Source organism: Compostibacter hankyongensis, from assembly GCF_039541075.1.
GTDB lineage: Bacteria > Bacteroidota > Bacteroidia > Chitinophagales > Chitinophagaceae > Compostibacter > Compostibacter hankyongensis.
In genome coordinates this window covers 917,566-933,469 of the sequence record NZ_BAABFN010000002.1, presented here as the reverse complement: position 1 = coordinate 933,469, position 15,904 = coordinate 917,566, and the positions used below count along the sequence as shown (strand labels likewise).

The window sequence follows — 15,904 nt, the reverse complement described above, 5'->3', positions numbered from 1 at the left end:
TTTCAATCTGACAGCTTATAGCCAGAGCCATAAATTGTCTTGATATGACTCCCCATTGATAACAGCTTTCTTTTCAGGTTTTTTATATGCGTATAAATAATATCGTAATTATCGAAGTAAAGAGCCGACTGTCCGGAAAGGTGCTCGGCAATGGCATTTTTGGAAATAACCCGGCCTTTATTTGTCACCAAAAAAAGCAACAGGTCGAATTCCGTTTTGGTGAGGTTTATCTCTTTGCCTTCGACAATTACGGTCTTTGCGGGCACATCAATGGTCAGGTTATGAAAGAAAATTTCATTACTGCCCTGCAAATGTCTGCGCCGGATCACCGATTGTACTCTTGCGCTCAGCTCAGCCAGATGGAAGGGTTTGGCCAGGTAATCGTCTGCTCCTGACTTTAAAGAGAATATCCTGTCTTCCAGGGAGTTTTTTGCAGAGATAATGATGACGCCGTCCATTTTCTTGTCTTTTTTCAGCTCTTCCAGCAAATCCAATCCGCTACCGCCGGGCAGCATAATATCAAGCAGGATACAGTCGTAATCGAAACATTCTATTTTTTCCCGTCCTTCCTGGACAGTGAAAGCTATTTCACACCGGTAGTCCTCCTTTTGCAGGTATTCCCGGATACTTTGCGCCAGTTCCTGTTCATCTTCAATGATCAATAGTTTCATTTGTCGGCTGACTTTGGCTTTATCAAATTTAGTAAAGTCGGCAATACCACCAATAATAAGGGTAGGGCTGCTAAAAACCCGCCGATAACGGCAATGGCCAGCGGCTGATGCAGCTGCGCACCGGTGCCGATGCCCAGCGCCAGCGGCATCAGGGCAATAATTGCGCCCAAGGCAGTCATCAGCTTTGGCCTTAGCCGCGTACTGATGGCGTAGATCAGGGATTGTTCCCTGCTTTTACCGCCTAACGATTTATAAAACTGCCAATAGGTAAAGATGGCATTTTCACCGATAATCCCGACTATCATGATCAGCCCGGTGTAACTGCCTACATTTAAAGCCGTATGTGTCAGGTAAAGCAACAGGCAGCTTCCGGAAGTCCCCAATACGGACACCAGCAGGATGATGAGCGCCACGCGTACATCGCGGAACAAAAACAAGATAACGGAAAAAACCAGCAGACTGGATAAAGTTAAGATCAGGAGCAGCTCCTTAAAAGACTGTTGCTGCTCCGCATAAGCACCGCCATAACTAATCGTATATCCTTTCGGGAGCATAACTTTAGCGGCAATTTCTTTTTGTATTTCCCGCATGGTGCTGCCCAGATCGCGGTTTTCCAGCCGCGCACTGACAATACCCATATTTTGCAGGTCTTCTCTTTCCAGCTCGGCAGCTCCGGGTATCAGGCGCACCTTAGCAAATTCGCTGATAGGCTTCCGTTGTCCTCCGGGGAGTTGAACCGTACTGTTTTGGATATCGCTGACCGACAGGTGTTCGTTATTGCGGTATAGCAGGCGTACAGGCGTCATTTGTAAAGGATCAAAAAGATAGCCGGCAACATTCCCTTCCAGCGCGGTCTGCATCTGGTATTGAAAATCAGCCGGATTGAGATTATATGCTGCCAGCTTTGCAAAATCAGGCCGGATGCTGACAGAGGGGCCGGCAATGGTAATACCGTCAAAGACATCCGCAGCTCCGTCAATCTTGCCCACGATGGCAGCAATTTTCCGGGCGTATTGCCGGATAACGGTTTCGTCCCGTCCGAATATTTTTATTTCAACAGGCTGCACCGAGCTCATCAGATCGCCCAGCATATCACCGATCACCTGTCCGAAATCGATTACCAGCGCGGGCTGGGAGGCCGATATCTTCTGCCTTAATTCATTTATTACCGCTTCGGTAGTTTCCTTCCTGTTTTTCTTTAACTGGATAAGATAGTCTCCCCGGTTGGGCTCTGTGATGAAAAAACCCATCTGCGTTCCCGTGCGACGGCTATAAGTTGCTACGTTGGAGTCGGCTACAATGATCCTTTCCACTTCGCGCAGCATCCGGTCAGTTTCTTCCAGCGTGGTACCGGGAGGGGACGAATAATCCAGCACGATGCTGCCTTCGTCCATCTCCGGCAGAAAGCCTGTATCCAGGCGGGGAATGATCAAAGCAGACAGCAATACCAAGAGCGCTATAAACAGGTAGCTAAAAAGCGGACGCCGGATAAAATAACCGACCCATTTTCGTTCTTTTACTTCATGTACAGCCGGGGGTGGCCTGTTGTCTTCTTTTCTTTTTGAAAAAGAGAGATAAATGACCGGAAGCAGGATCCAGGTAGCAAAGAACGAGCATGCCAGCGTAAGGATCATGGCGTCTGTCATCACCCTAAAATAGGCGCCCGCCACCCCGGTCATTAAAATAAAAGGGATAAAAATCACAATGGTGCTGAGTGAGGAACCCACCATAGCCTTTAACAGGTAATGCAGCGCTTTTCGCACCAGCTCTCCGGGTTGCTCCAGAGGATGCTCCTCATGGGTCCGGTGTATTTGCTCCACTACCACGATGGCATCATCGATAATCAACCCTATGGCCGCTGCAATGGCACCCAGTGTCATAATATTAAAGGTCTGGCCGGTAAGATATAAGGCCAGCAGGGTCAGACTCAGCGTGACCGGTATGATCATTAAAATAGTAGCGCTGGCTTTCCAGGATCGCAAAAACAGCACGGCCACGGCTACCGCCAGCAGTAAGCCGATCCATAAACAGTCCGTAACGCTTTTCACCGAGGCATTCACAAAATCGGCCTGTACATAATAAGGCTTTATAATAACATCACCGGGCAGCATTTTCTTCAACGCTTTCAGCTTTTGATCCATCCTGGCAGACAGGTCTATTAAGTTGGCATCAGGCTGTTTGACCACACCAATCAAAATGCTTTCCTTTCCGTTGGCATTCACCCTTACATATTGTTTGGCCGGGTGAATAGAGACATCCGCTATGTCTTTTAAGGTAATCGTTCTCTGCCCGTCGTTCCGGATAACGGTATTGTTTAACTGATCCAGGTTATGCAGCTGCGCATCGGTGATCGTCAAATACATCATCCGATAATCCGATAAGTAGCCGTTGGCGCGTATAAAGTTGGTATTATTCAGCGATTGGGCGACCCTTTCGGGAGTGAGCCCGAGCCGGCTCATCTTTTCCTGATCCAGCACGGCCCAATATTCCTTATCCGCCCCTCCGATGACCTGTATATCGCTGGTTCCCGCAACCTGGGACAGGAATGGCTTGATCGTGTAAAGTGCCAGCTGCTTCAGCTCAATAGCGCTTCTTTTGCTGCTGTTCAGCGCATATCCGATCACCGGCAGAATGGAAGGATTCATCTTTTCCACCGTGATTTGGATATCCGCCGGTAACTGGTTTCGGACCTCATTGATCCGGGATTCTATCTGCTGCTTGCTCAGGTCGATATCTGCATGCCAATCCATGAAGGCCGAAATCTCACAGCTGCCCCGGCTGGTCGTGCTTCTCAGCTTGACCAGGCCCGGAACCCGCTTAATGGCATTCTCCAACGGCCGGGTTACCATAATGGCCATCTGATCCACGGGTTGCTGCCCGGCATCTGCGATAATTTTGATTTTCGGAAATGTGATTTCAGGGAATAATGAGGTTTGCAACCGCGTATAGGCCAATACACCGCCCAAAAGGATGATACCCGTCAGCACCAGCATCGGGCTTTTATAATGGTAGAAAAATGACCTTTTCATAACACTAATGTTGAATAGCGACCTGCGCGGTGTCCGGCAATCCGTATGCGCCCTGCAGGACAAAGCGGTCTGTGGCCTGAACAGCAGGAGCTACAATTTCTACACGCCCGCCGCTTTCGACCCCTTTTTGAATGGGTATTTTGACGGCCATGGAATCACTGAGCAGCTTCATCACCCAGAAATGCTGCTGGCTTTCGTCGGATAACACAGCCGCTGTGGGTAATGAGGGATGGCTGCTTGCATTGCCGGCAAGTATAGCCTGGGCTATTAACCCGGCAGGTATGGTATTATGGGAACGGGTTTTTATAAAGACCTGTTGTGTCTGAATGAGGCTGTCCATTTGCGGCATCCATTGTAAGACAGTGCCCTGAAGCAGCGTACTGTCCGGCAACAGGATCACCACATTTTTATTATGCAGCAGCAGCTGCCGGTCTTCATAAGGCAGGCTCAGCATGAAGCCAAAGCTTGGCTCGTTGGCTACAGTTGCCAGGACTTCACCATCCTGCACATAGTCTCCCGGCTGATGATTCAGCATAATGACGTACCCGGATGAGGGACTTTTTACGGTGTTGTTTCCTGAAAATTTAAAAGTGGAGTCCAATTGGTTGATGGTGTTGCCAATGCTGCGGGCTTCCCTGGTTTCCAGTACAAACAAAGTCTGACCCTGATGCACCTTTTCCCCGTTATGAATCGCAGAACGGGTAATGTAGCCGTTGACATTTGCTTTGACATCTGTATTTAAAAGAAAGGTAGAGACGGCATTAAGCGTTATGGTCTCTTTTAAGACGGCGGTGTCTGCCTGGGTAATGGTTACAGGTGTCACGGCGCTTTCTTCATTATCCGCATTGTTATCCGGTTCTGTCTGGTGACAGCCTGAATCTGCGACGGAAAGCAGGATAAGCCCGAGTAGGATACAATATTTCATTTCAGGATCAGGTAATTTAGCGCATTGAGAATGGAAAGCTTTGCTGCTTCATACTGGATCAGTGAAAACCGGAGATCCAGGTAATTATGTACTGCCAAAAGGTAATCTGTCATGCGTATATCTCCGGTACCCAATTGCTTTTTGTCGGCCTCCACGAGTGTCCGGGTATAATTCAACTGTCTCTCTGCGGAAGCCGTCAGGTTTTGATAGTCGGTCAGCTGCTGCATCAGCTGCATTTTTTGCTGCTCAAACTGTTTTCTTAAAAACTCCTTTGATTGTTTCCGGGTATCTTCGGCAAGATCGTTCTGCAGCAGCGACATTTTGCGTTGGCGCCCGTCATATACCGGCAGGGTAATATTTACTCCCGCGCTTATGCCCCAATTTTTATAGGCCTCCCGCGGAAGTGCGGACTGATATCCCCCGTCGGCAAAAACGCTTACTTTAGGCTTGTAATTCAGATTGATGAGCTCCGCATTATTGGCATTTTTCAGGCTGTCGATCCGGAAGTTTGCCGCATACCTGCTTTGATCAAAGGAAGTCGTAACCGTTGGTTTCAGCTTGGGAGCAGTCAGCAAAATGAATGTCGTATCCGTGATGCCGCACATATAATTCAGGGCGGCCAGATCATTGTGCAGTTGGATGTTTGTTTGTTCTCTTGCCAGGCTTTGTTGCTGCAGCGCAACTTTAAAAGTAAGATAATCGGTTTGTTTTAATACCGAAGACCGGGTCAGCTTCCTGAGCACATCATCCTCCTTTTGTAAAAAGGAAAGGATCTCTTCTGTCAATATCAGCTGCTGCTGATCGCTGTAACAAATAATATATTGGCCGGTGATTTGCTGAAACAGGGCCTGTTCAGATAACTGAGATTGCCCTTCAATCGCTTTTTGCTGAAGCATCAGGCTGTTTAATCTTGTTTGCAGGTTATTTTTCCCGATGACCTCCTTGCTTACCACCATTAAGGCGCTGACATTCTGCCCGTTGGTGATGGCGGGATCATAGCCCCATCCATGGATCACCGGGGCATACATGAAATCGCTGTTGGCGGCGACCTGCACCCCGTATCCGGCCCTGAGCTTGGCGCTGTCCCAACCCAGACTTTTCACCTGGTTGGCATAATCGTGCAGCAGGGGGCTATTGGCCCTGCCCTGCATCAGGAAGTCTTCCAGCTGCTTTTCTTGCGCCTGTATCAGCCGCGGCAGGCACAAGAGTAGCATAAATACAAGGGAAAACAGCTTCATGGAACAAAAATCCACGCCAATTCTGAGAAAAAACTGAACATTTCCCCAGTTATAGAATGATGAGACTGGATTGCCTGCGGCGATCCGAAAAGGAGGCGGTTCCAATGGTTAGTCGGACCCTTGGTCGGGATGACTGGATTAACTGCGGTGATCCTTTTTGGGTGAAACTAAACACAGGAAGCCCCGCTGTGCTTCGCACCACCCGGTTTTTGTTTTTCCGCAGCTACACGAGCGAGCTCGGCATCTGCTCCAAAACAAAAACCCCGGCTTACGCCAGGGCTTCCTGTGTTTGTCGTCCTGGCTGGACGATTTACGAACCATTTTCTCGATGATTTGCAGCGGCTGGCGGATTTAAGGGATTAAAAATCAAATAGAAGGGTTAATATTGCTCAATATCGGTATTTTTATTATCTTACCCGATATGTATTGGTTCACTGGAAGAATCCTTCTGGCAGGGTCGAGATGTTTTCTAATTTGAAGGTTTTCTGTCAAAGCTACCCGCAGTTCAATTATCATACCCTGGATAATCACTTATCAAAGGGAAGCTATGAAAACGATGCCGCGCGGATTGAGCGGAAACAGGTCTTCGCCCGGCCGAGACCGGATCTGCCGAAACGGTTTTTCTGGGAGGCGGATTATGACCGGATAGACTGGCAGGCGAGCTACCGGACGATTATCCAGCGTATTCTTGAACGCGGCAGTGGAAAAGAATGGGAGGAGTTGATCCGCTTTTATGGCAGGGATAAAATAATAACGACGCTGAAAGAAGAGATCAACTTCCTGCCTGGCGGCATTCTGGAAGAGGTAGCACATTATTTTGGTCTTAAAAAGGAGGAGATGCGATGTTGCATCCGGAAATAGTCTCGCCCGCAACTTAAGAAAAGCGTCTAGCTGCAGCCGGTCTTTTTCCGAACCTTTAATCTCCCGGAATTCCCACTATCGAAAGAGCAGCCAAGCAGTAAGGATCAGCTTCTCTTTCCAGTATATCTCAATAAAATCCAGCTTTTTTTCCTGAAAAGTGAATTTTCTTCTCGAAGTATTTAAATTTTTATATAAATTAGGCTAATTTTATATCCTTATAAGCAACGTTTTATAACCTATAATTAACCATGAAAAGAAAAGCGTTAACCCGCTATCGCTCGCCATAGCGTTCCGCTATTTGTCTTCCCGATTAATCAATCAACTGCCCATGAAAACATATCAACTCCCTTTTAATGAACATCCTCCATACCGCCGACTGGCACATAGGCCAGCTGTTTCATGAATATGACCGTACCTACGAACATCAACGGTTTTTAGATTGGCTGTTGGCAACCCTGACTACAGAACAGATAGATGTTTTGCTGGTCAGCGGGGATGTATTTGACCTCTCCAATCCTTCGGCGGCATCGATAAAGATGTTCTATTCCTTTCTGAACCAGACAGTGAAGCAAAATCCCGATTTACAGATCATCGTCACCGCCGGAAACCATGATTCCGCCTCGCGCCTTGAATCTCCGAAGCCTCTCTTGGAATCGTCCAACATCCACATTGTAGGTCTTATCGAAAAGGACTGGAACGGAAATATTGACTATAGCAAAATCACGCTGCCGCTAAAAGATAAAGCGGGTAATACGAAAGCATGGTGCATCGCCGCTCCGTTTTTACGAATGGGAGATTATCCTTCCCTACCCGATTGCGCCAATCCTTATGCCGAGGGCATTACCGCTTTTTATAAAGCCGCATACGAATATGCGGCATCACAGAAAGAACCCGAGCAAGCCATTATTGCTATGGGGCATCTGCATGCGCAGCAGGCTGAAGTGGGTGATATCGATAAAACGGAAAGACCGATCATGGGCGGCGTAGAATGCATTTCCGCAGCGGCTTTTGACCATAATATCCGGTATGTGGCCTTAGGCCATATTCATAAAGCCCAGCGCGTTGGTGGAAAGGAACATATCCGCTACTGCGGCAGTCCCTTACCCATGTCTTTTTCAGAAACCCATTATAAGCACCAGGTTATTGTATTCAATATAGGAGCAGGCCATATAGAAGAATTGAAAGCCATCGAAATCCCGGTCTCCGTTCCGCTTCTGCGGGTACCCGCCGTACATAGTGCCCTGCCGGAAGTTCTTGATTCCCTGCAGCAATTAGCCGCTTTTGAAGGGGACAGCCAGACTGCACCGTACCTGGAAGTCCGCGTGCTGCTGGAAGGCCCGGAGCCCGGTCTGCGGCATAAGGTAGAAACCGCGCTCGCCGGTAAAAAATTCCGGCTGGCGAAAATAGATGTGTGCTATAATACGCCGGAAAAGCAACCCGGCGAAAGCCCAGCGGTTAGTGCTGAGGCGCTTAAAGAGCTGCAACCGTTGGAAGTAGTCCAGAAAGTATATCAAAGTAAATATAACAATCCCCTACCCGAAGACCTGCAGCAGCTTTTTCAGCAGGTGGCACAGGAAGTAAACGAACCGGAAGCATGAAGATACAAGCCATACGCATTCAAAACCTGGCCTCGCTGGACGGTAATACCGAAATCGATTTTACCCAGGAACCGCTTTGTTCTGCGGGGATTTTCGCCATAACGGGGCCAACGGGCGCCGGAAAATCAACCATACTGGATGCTTTATGTCTCGCACTCTATGCCCGGACGCCCCGGTACCGGCTGGCTGAAAATGGTATCGATATTACAGATATCACAGGCAGCACCATTAAGCAGGACGATGTGCGGGGCATATTAAGAGACGGCACTTCCGGTGGTTATGCCGAAGTAGATTTTGAAGGCGTTGACGGGCAGTATTACCGGGCCACCTGGAGCGTCAGGAGAGCGCGTCATAAGGCGGACGGTAATCTGCAGCCCTATGAAATGTCGCTGAAGAACATCACGACCCACCAGGACATTCCCGGCAAAAAAACGGAATTATTACCGGAGATCGAGCGCCTGGTTGGACTGAATTTTGAACAATTCACCCGCTCTGTGTTATTGGCCCAGGGAGATTTTACCGCATTTCTGAAAGCCGGGAAAGATGAAAAGTCCTCGTTGCTCGAAAAGCTGACCGGCACTTCTGTTTATTCAGAAATTTCTATAAAGGTTTTTGAGCATCAGCGGGAAGAACAACAAAAACTAAGAGAGCTGCATGTGCAACGGGAAGGCATAGCCACCCTTACTACTGAAGAATTAAGCGCATTACAAAAGCAACGGCAAGCGTTGAAGATAGCCATAGCAACCGATGAAAAGCAGATAGCTGAGCTGAATAAAGAAGTGAGCTGGCATGAACAGTTATTAAAATTACAGGACGGGGTGCAGGCTGCCACTATACAGCATGATCAGGCCACTTCCGCCAAAACGGAAGCACAATCCCGGGAGCAGCAATTTCAGCAAGTGATGCGTATTCAGCCGGCAAGGCCTGTTGTCAGTTCACTGCAAAGTGCCGGGGAACAAATTACGGCCCGGTCAAATGAGGTGGAAGAGCTTGCTGCGAACCTGAATGCCTTGAAGGAACAGCAAAAATTATCCAATGCGGCATTGGAGCAGGCTACTACCGCTTTAAAAACCAAGGAACAGGAAGAAGACCAGGCGAAGCCCTTGCTGAATACAGGAAAGGCCCTGGATGTACAGCTTGCTGAAAAAGCGGAGCAGCTCAAACAGGCTACAAATGACGTGGCCGTTGTTCGTAAAAAAGAAACGGCACAAAAGGAAGAAGCGGCCCGGGTAGAAAAAGCGCTGGACGCCGTAGAAAAAGAAATAGAAAGACTGCGTCAATGGAAAGCTGAAAACGAATCCCGCCGGCCGATTGCTGAACAGGAAAGCCTGATTTTATCTAAACTGGAGGATGCGGCAGACATCCTGGAAAAACTGCGAAATTGTACCGACCGTATCCACGCCGCCGATGAAGACTCTAAAAAGCTCCAGCAGGAGCAACAAATCTTAGAGGGGCAGCGAACAGCTATCCAGTCTTCCCGGCAACAAAAGCAAAGTGACTGTCAATCTTTACAGACAGCTTTATCGGGGATATCCCTACAGGATATGGAGAAAGAAAAGTCTTCTTTAGACCATTCCATAGAAGACCTGGTTGCGGCAGCGGCACATTGGCAATTATTAGCACACGCCATAGCAGAAAAAGGTACACTATTGCAATCGCTGAAGCAAACCAAAGAAGAGCTGGCGCAAAACACGGCGCAATTAGCCGCAACGGAAAAGCTGCTGGAGGCAACAAAATCAGCAAGAAGCGCTTCCTTGAAAATGTTAGAGAAAGCCAGAATGGCGGCCACGGAAAGTGTAACGCGGCTTCGCCACCAATTAGAGCCGGAAGCGCCCTGCCCGGTTTGTGGCAGCACTGATCACCCCTACGCGACCCGTCATCCGGAACTTGATCATGTCCTTTCCGAACTGGAAAGCGCGCATGCGCAAAATGAAGCCGCTTATACACAGCAACTGACGGCCCATACCCGCCTGAACCAAAGCTGTACCACATCTGGAAAGATCATTGGGGAACTGGAAGATAAAATTGCCCATAACGAGGCATCGGTAAAAGGACTTGAATCTAATTGGTCGGACTTCCGGGTAGCTGAAAAATGCAATGCGCAACCTTTGGAGGAAAGGACGGCCTGGTTGCAGACACAATTGCAGCAGCAAAAAGCGCAACAGCAGCGATTACAGGGACAGATACAGGCTTATCAAAAGCAAAAAGAACAGCTGGAGGATCATCAAACGCAACTTGCCGCACTGGAAAAACAGCTAAACGAGGCGGAAAACCAGCTAAAGGATACGGAAAGAGCGCTCAAAACCCTCCGGGAACAACAAAAGAAAGACACGGCAGAACAGGAGCAAATTCGTAAAAATTTAGATGATATCACCCAAAACCTGGCGGTCTATTTCGCATCGGAAAAGTGGCTGGAAAACTGGCAGTCCGCCCCGGAGCCGTTTGTAACCCATATCCGGGAATTTGCCCGTGACTGGAAAGCCAATACCACCCGGCTTGATGAACATATGCATCAACAAAGCATACTGGCGGAAAAGAGAAAAGGTATTCAGGAGCAGATCAAAAGCACCCGGGAAGCCGTACAAGTCAGTGAACAGAAACTTTTGAAGCTGCAGGATTTGCATAAAGCGTTGTCTGACCAAAGAAGAACGCTGTTCAATGGCGATCCCGTAACAGCAGTAGAGGCACGGTTGCGGGAATCCGTCCATGTAGCGAAACAGGCATTAGAGGAACAACGAAAAACAGCAGACAAAATCCAAGGCGATATCACCCGAAGCCAGGCGCAACAGGAACAACTGGAAAAAGATATACGCGCTTTATCTCAGCAAGAATCCGCGCTAAAGGAGCAGTTCTCCGTCTGGCTCACCGGACACAATCGACAACACGGAACAGCGCTTACCCAGGAAGACCTTTTATCTCTTTTAGCCTTTACCCAGGACTGGATAGAAAAAGAAAGAGCCGCCTTACGGGCGATAGACGATGCGGTGATGCAGGCGACATCCATTTTGGAAGAACGAACAAAAGCATGGACTGCACATGCCGAACAGCGGCCTTCCGAAAGAACGCCGGAAGCGCTGAACGCCTTAAGAACCGAAGCGCAGGATCTATTAAAGCAACATATGCAACAAACCCATGAAATTGACTTTAAGCTAAGAGAAGACGCGTTGCATAAGCAGCGCATCGGTACCTTGTTGCAGGACATAGAAAAGCAGGCTGCTATATTTGAAAACTGGGCGAAGCTCAATGAGCTGATCGGCTCTGCCGATGGCAAGAAATTCCGGCAGATTGCCCAGGAATATACCCTGGATGTGCTGTTAAGCTATGCCAATGTTCATTTGGAAGTGCTCAGTAAACGGTATGTCCTGCAGCGAATTCCTGATTCCTTAGGGTTGCAGGTCATAGATCTGGACATGGGCGATGAAGTGCGCACGGTATATTCCCTATCCGGTGGCGAATCTTTTCTCGTCTCCCTGGCGCTGGCTTTAGGCCTGGCCTCCTTGTCCTCCAGCCGAATGAAAGTAGAGTCCTTATTCATTGATGAGGGTTTCGGTTCGCTTGATCCTGCAACATTAAATATCGCTATGGATGCCTTGGAACGGTTGCATAACCAGGGACGAAAAGTAGGGGTGATTTCTCACGTGCAAGAGATGACGGAGCGGATACCGGTGCAGATCAAGGTGAGTAAGCAGCAGGGTGGAAGGAGTAAGGTGGAGGTGGTGGAAATTTAGAAAAAGAATAGACAATGGAACATAAGGGCAAATAAGAAACAACTTATGTTAATTCTACAACCCAACGAATATGAATAATTACAAACATAATCCATTAAGGGAACTATTAGAAATAAGAAATCAACTATCCTATACAAAACGACTGGGATTTCTGTTTGGAGCCGGCACATCAAAAGCAATGGGAATATCTGATATTGCTAGTCTCACAAAGAAGGTCGAAGATTCTCTGCAAAAAGATTGTAAAAAAGATTTCGATTCAATTAAGAAATCCCTTGACAATGAAAGCCAGCATATCGAAGCGATTCTTAATCAAATTCGACTTATTAGGCAACTAACAAATGAGAAAGCTACGAAATCATTTGATGGAATTAACGGCGAACGAGCCACTAACCTAGACAAAGCAATCTGTAATAAAATTTATGAAATAATCTCGGGGGAAGAGCAAACGGCAAACCTGAAGATAGCAAAAAGTTTTATTAGCTGGTTAAACTGGGTGTCAAGGGATTTCACCAAGGAAATTTTTACTACAAACTACGACTTGATTCTTGAGAAATCGTTTGAGGATTTATTAATCCCTTTTTATGATGGTTTTATAGGAGCTTATGAACCATTCTTTTGTCATGAAACATTAGATGGAAAATCAAAATATGATCGGCCACCCATCTCATGGATAAGACTTTGGAAATTGCACGGTTCCTTAGGTTGGTTTTGGAAAAAGAAAGAAGATAATACCTATAGAGTGATACGGTTAAGCTCTGGGGCAAAAGAAAAATTGCCAGATTCGGAGTTAGTAATATATCCGTCCAGAGATAAATATGAATCATCCCGTAAACAACCTTTCACAAGTTATTTTGACAGGTTAAAAGAATGCTTGATTAGTGGCGAGGGAATATTTATCATAAGTGGATATTCATTTTCTGATGATCATATTAATGAAGTAATTTTTAATGCTCTCAATCAAAATAATAGACTTCAGGTTATCGGCTTCTTTTATGATGATAACCCTCTGGAGAAAATTATAAGTGAGGGAAAAAATTTCCCAAACTTAACATTGATTGGTCCTTCTAAAGCATCAATTTCCGGAATCGCTGGCGAATGGAAGCATACTAAAAAAGGGGATTTACTTGACCCTTTTTGGGATAAGGATAAGTTGAAACTTGGAGACTTTAAAGAACTGGTTAATTTTCTCATACTATGTTCTGGCATAAAAGACAAAATAGAAAACCAAATTAAATAACCATGCAGTCAGAAATTACATATTTAGGAAAGGTTATAAATGTAAATAGCGGAAGCGTGGAGGTGGAGGTGTCAAAAGATATTCCTTCCGCCGCACCAATCATTAACGGCAGATTATATAAAATTGGACAGATAGGTACATTTGTAAAATTCCCAGTTGGCAGTCTAACGCTTTACGGCCTTGTATCCTCCGTTAGCAATACTCCTGCAGCGATTGATAATGCCAGTTATGAACCTAATTATGGTTTAAGATTTCTTCAAGTTCAATTGATAGGTGAAAAACTGGGAGGTGAATGTTTTCAAAAAGGTGTCGGGACGTTCCCCACGATTAACGATGAAGTACACATTGTTACAGAGGAAGATTTAAGACTTATTTATGGAGATAAGTCGGAAGGATTTGTAGAAATTGGCAAACATTCATCTTCGGAAAATCTTTCGGTATATATTGATATCCATAACCTGATTCTCAGACACTCTGCCATTTTAGGATCCACTGGCAGTGGGAAATCTAATACTACTGCTCACCTGGTAAAAAGCATTCTAAATGATTATTCAGGATCAAGAATTGTGTTAGTTGACACACACGGAGAATATTCATCAGCCTTTAAGGAAAATGCTCAGATATTTAAGATAAATGACAAAACTAATCCTTTGTGTGTTCCTTTTTGGGCAATGACATTTGATGAGCTTTCATTTTTTTTAGTTGGTCGCTCCGAAGGGCAAGAAAAACCGGAAGATAAAGAACTGCGAGAGAAAATAATAGCATTGAAAAAGGCAAACGCCGGTAAATTAAAAGCCGGAATAGTAAATCCAGATTATATAACTGCTGATTCTCCTATTCCTTTTGATATTAAACAAATGTGGTACGATTTTGACAGAGAAGTCAATGCCACATATAACCATACAAGTAATCATATTCCTGCTAACGAGTGTATAGAAGAAGAAGGAGATCCAAAAACATTAAAACCAGCGCGGTTTACACCTTATTCACCCGGCGGAGGGGTGCCGTTCAAATCAAAAAGACAGACAATGTACTCTTATTCTGGGAAAATATATTCCAGAATAAAGGATAGCAGATACAGCTTTATGTTTAGTCCTAGTGATTATAGTGATGCTGAAGATCCCAATAATGATATTGACCACCTTTTTAGATCTTGGATAGAACATGATAATAGGTTAACGATACTTGACCTTAGTGGAATTCCTTTTGAATTGATTGATATATCGGTTGGATTAATTAGCAGATTCTTATACGACTCCATGTATTGGGGAAGATTTGAAGGGTACACAGGTCGTAATAGGCCATTACTTATGGTTTATGAGGAAGCCCATTCATATTTGCCAAGGTCTGAAAAAAGTTCCCACATATATGGATATGCTAGAAAAGCTGTCGAGAAAATATTCAAAGAGGGAAGAAAGTTTGGCATTGGGGCAATGGTTGTTACTCAAAGACCATCTGAAATATCAGAAACTATTTTAGCACAAGTAGGTACGTTCATTGCGCTAAGGCTGACAAACAGTGGAGATAAAGGAACGGTTCAATCTTCTGCACCCAATAATATGAATAGCCTTATAGAATTGCTTCCATCGCTTAGGATTGGAGAAGCAATTGTCGTAGGCGAGGCAATCAATATACCATCAAGAGTTCGTATTGAAATAGTTGAACCTCGTCCTTCAAGCAATGACCCAAACCTTGTAGATTCCTGGAAAAAGACTTTCGTGCCGAATAAAGACAATTACAAAACAGTTGTAACTGCAATAAGAGAGCAAAAATCAATCATTAAAAAATAACCTTAAAATTAAGAATTCATGGAAATGGTACCAGTAAATTCTTCAAACATTGAAGCAATCGGATATGATTCAGACAGTGCAACATTAACGATTCAATTTAAAAAAGGAGGTTCGATATATGAATATTACGATGTGCCTCAGTATGAGTATGACAGCCTGATGGCTGCCGATTCAAAAGGGAGCTATGCGAATACAAATATTTATAAAAACTATAGACAACAAAAAATTTCCTGATAGGCTAGCGACCGAAAACGATCCGCCCATTTTCCCGCTTCACCTTCCCTGCTGAACAGCTTCCCGTATTCCGCGGCGCATAGCACAGTTTCTACATTACCGCTCACGTGGCCATGCTGGAAAATGTGGCGGTTTTTCACAGCAGGCCATTCTTCCGATATGCAGATATAGGTAGTGAGAATTCCCCGCGCAGCATTGACCATATCCAGAGGTGGGCAGGTCTTTGCATTGCTGCGCTCTACCAATATCTAAAACAGACTTATAGCAAAGTTTTACATTAAGGGCACTCAGGTAGGCTTAAGAGATTATTGGGGCTATATCCGTCGGTCTCTGTTTTGAGATATTTCCGTCCGTTATGGATGGCTACAATAACATCAACGGACCTGCCATTAACTCTTACATAAAATTCATATTTTCCATCTTCAATGGATTGTATTGCTTCGTTTTCACTCAATTTCCAACGGCTGCTGTCAGAATTAATACCACCGATATGGGAGATTCTTTCATGAGGATCGTAATGATTTCCCCGTTTGTTGATGCAAGTTACTTGATGTCTAGACATGTAATAAAATTTAGAAGGATTAAAAATAATT

General features: G+C 45.7%; 11 protein-coding genes. 6 read left to right on the top strand and 5 right to left on the bottom strand.

Annotated elements, in window-relative coordinates:
* Positions 1–2 precede the first annotated feature (2 nt).
* Genes ABD851_RS08590 through ABD851_RS08575 form a run of 4 tightly spaced genes read right to left on the bottom strand, consistent with a single transcriptional unit; the run spans position 3 to position 5,839 of the window.
* The gene (locus ABD851_RS08590) at positions 3–671 is read right to left on the bottom strand and encodes a response regulator transcription factor (protein ID WP_344978243.1); all 669 of its coding nucleotides are present in this window, start codon (positions 669–671) and stop codon (positions 3–5) included.
* The gene (locus tag ABD851_RS08585; RefSeq protein ID WP_344978241.1) at positions 668–3,700 is read right to left on the bottom strand and encodes an efflux RND transporter permease subunit; all 3,033 of its coding nucleotides are present in this window, start codon (positions 3,698–3,700) and stop codon (positions 668–670) included. The genes ABD851_RS08590 and ABD851_RS08585 overlap by 4 nt, the downstream gene beginning before the upstream one ends.
* A gap of 4 nt (positions 3,701–3,704) precedes the next feature.
* Positions 3,705–4,625 carry an efflux RND transporter periplasmic adaptor subunit gene (locus ABD851_RS08580; protein ID WP_344978239.1) on the bottom strand — a complete coding sequence of 307 codons (921 nt, stop codon included), beginning with the start codon at positions 4,623–4,625 and terminating at the stop codon, positions 3,705–3,707.
* Entirely contained in the window at positions 4,622–5,839 is a 1,218-nt protein-coding gene (locus tag ABD851_RS08575) for a TolC family protein (protein ID WP_344978238.1), read from the bottom strand. Before ABD851_RS08575 ends, ABD851_RS08580 begins: the two co-directional genes overlap by 4 nt.
* A gap of 498 nt (positions 5,840–6,337) precedes the next feature.
* Here ABD851_RS08575 and ABD851_RS08570 point away from each other — a divergent pair, with 498 nt between their 5' ends.
* The 6 genes from ABD851_RS08570 to ABD851_RS08545 all read left to right on the top strand — a co-directional run bounded on the left by ABD851_RS08570 (position 6,338) and on the right by ABD851_RS08545 (position 15,311).
* Entirely contained in the window at positions 6,338–6,724 is a 387-nt protein-coding gene (locus ABD851_RS08570; protein WP_344978236.1) for a DUF6922 domain-containing protein, read from the top strand.
* A gap of 353 nt (positions 6,725–7,077) precedes the next feature.
* Complete coding sequence (locus ABD851_RS08565) at positions 7,078–8,322, top strand: exonuclease SbcCD subunit D (protein ID WP_344978234.1); 1,245 nt, start codon at positions 7,078–7,080, stop codon at positions 8,320–8,322.
* Complete coding sequence (locus tag ABD851_RS08560) at positions 8,319–12,050, top strand: AAA family ATPase (RefSeq protein WP_344978232.1); 3,732 nt, start codon at positions 8,319–8,321, stop codon at positions 12,048–12,050. The genes ABD851_RS08565 and ABD851_RS08560 overlap by 4 nt, the downstream gene beginning before the upstream one ends.
* Before the next feature lie 70 nt (positions 12,051–12,120).
* Positions 12,121–13,287, top strand: a complete 1,167-nt coding sequence (locus ABD851_RS08555) for an SIR2 family protein (RefSeq protein ID WP_344978230.1) — start codon at positions 12,121–12,123, stop codon at positions 13,285–13,287.
* A 2-nt stretch (positions 13,288–13,289) separates the two neighbouring features.
* Positions 13,290–15,077, top strand: a complete 1,788-nt coding sequence (locus ABD851_RS08550) for an ATP-binding protein (RefSeq protein WP_344978228.1) — start codon at positions 13,290–13,292, stop codon at positions 15,075–15,077.
* A gap of 18 nt (positions 15,078–15,095) precedes the next feature.
* Positions 15,096–15,311 (top strand): KTSC domain-containing protein, encoded by a 216-nt coding sequence (locus ABD851_RS08545; protein WP_344978226.1) that lies wholly within the window; start codon positions 15,096–15,098, stop codon positions 15,309–15,311.
* 277 nt (positions 15,312–15,588) lie between these two features.
* Here the strand turns inward: ABD851_RS08545 and ABD851_RS18020 are convergent, their stop codons facing one another.
* Positions 15,589–15,873: a DUF3892 domain-containing protein gene (locus ABD851_RS18020; protein ID WP_425549948.1), complete on the bottom strand. Its 285-nt coding sequence runs from the start codon at positions 15,871–15,873 to the stop codon at positions 15,589–15,591.
* Positions 15,874–15,904 lie beyond the last annotated feature (31 nt).

Coding starts and splice junctions, on each gene's coding strand:
- ABD851_RS08545 (WP_344978226.1), top strand. CDS start 15,096: ATGGAAATGGTACCAGTAAATTCTTCAAACATTGAAGCAATCGGATAT.
- ABD851_RS08555 (WP_344978230.1), top strand. CDS start 12,121: ATGAATAATTACAAACATAATCCATTAAGGGAACTATTAGAAATAAGA.
- ABD851_RS08550 (WP_344978228.1), top strand. CDS start 13,290: ATGCAGTCAGAAATTACATATTTAGGAAAGGTTATAAATGTAAATAGC.
- ABD851_RS08575 (WP_344978238.1), bottom strand. CDS start 5,839: ATGCTACTCTTGTGCCTGCCGCGGCTGATACAGGCGCAAGAAAAGCAG.
- ABD851_RS08560 (WP_344978232.1), top strand. CDS start 8,319: ATGAAGATACAAGCCATACGCATTCAAAACCTGGCCTCGCTGGACGGT.
- ABD851_RS08590 (WP_344978243.1), bottom strand. CDS start 671: ATGAAACTATTGATCATTGAAGATGAACAGGAACTGGCGCAAAGTATC.
- ABD851_RS08580 (WP_344978239.1), bottom strand. CDS start 4,625: ATGAAATATTGTATCCTACTCGGGCTTATCCTGCTTTCCGTCGCAGAT.
- ABD851_RS08565 (WP_344978234.1), top strand. CDS start 7,078: ATGAACATCCTCCATACCGCCGACTGGCACATAGGCCAGCTGTTTCAT.
- ABD851_RS08585 (WP_344978241.1), bottom strand. CDS start 3,700: ATGAAAAGGTCATTTTTCTACCATTATAAAAGCCCGATGCTGGTGCTG.
- ABD851_RS18020 (WP_425549948.1), bottom strand. CDS start 15,873: ATGTCTAGACATCAAGTAACTTGCATCAACAAACGGGGAAATCATTAC.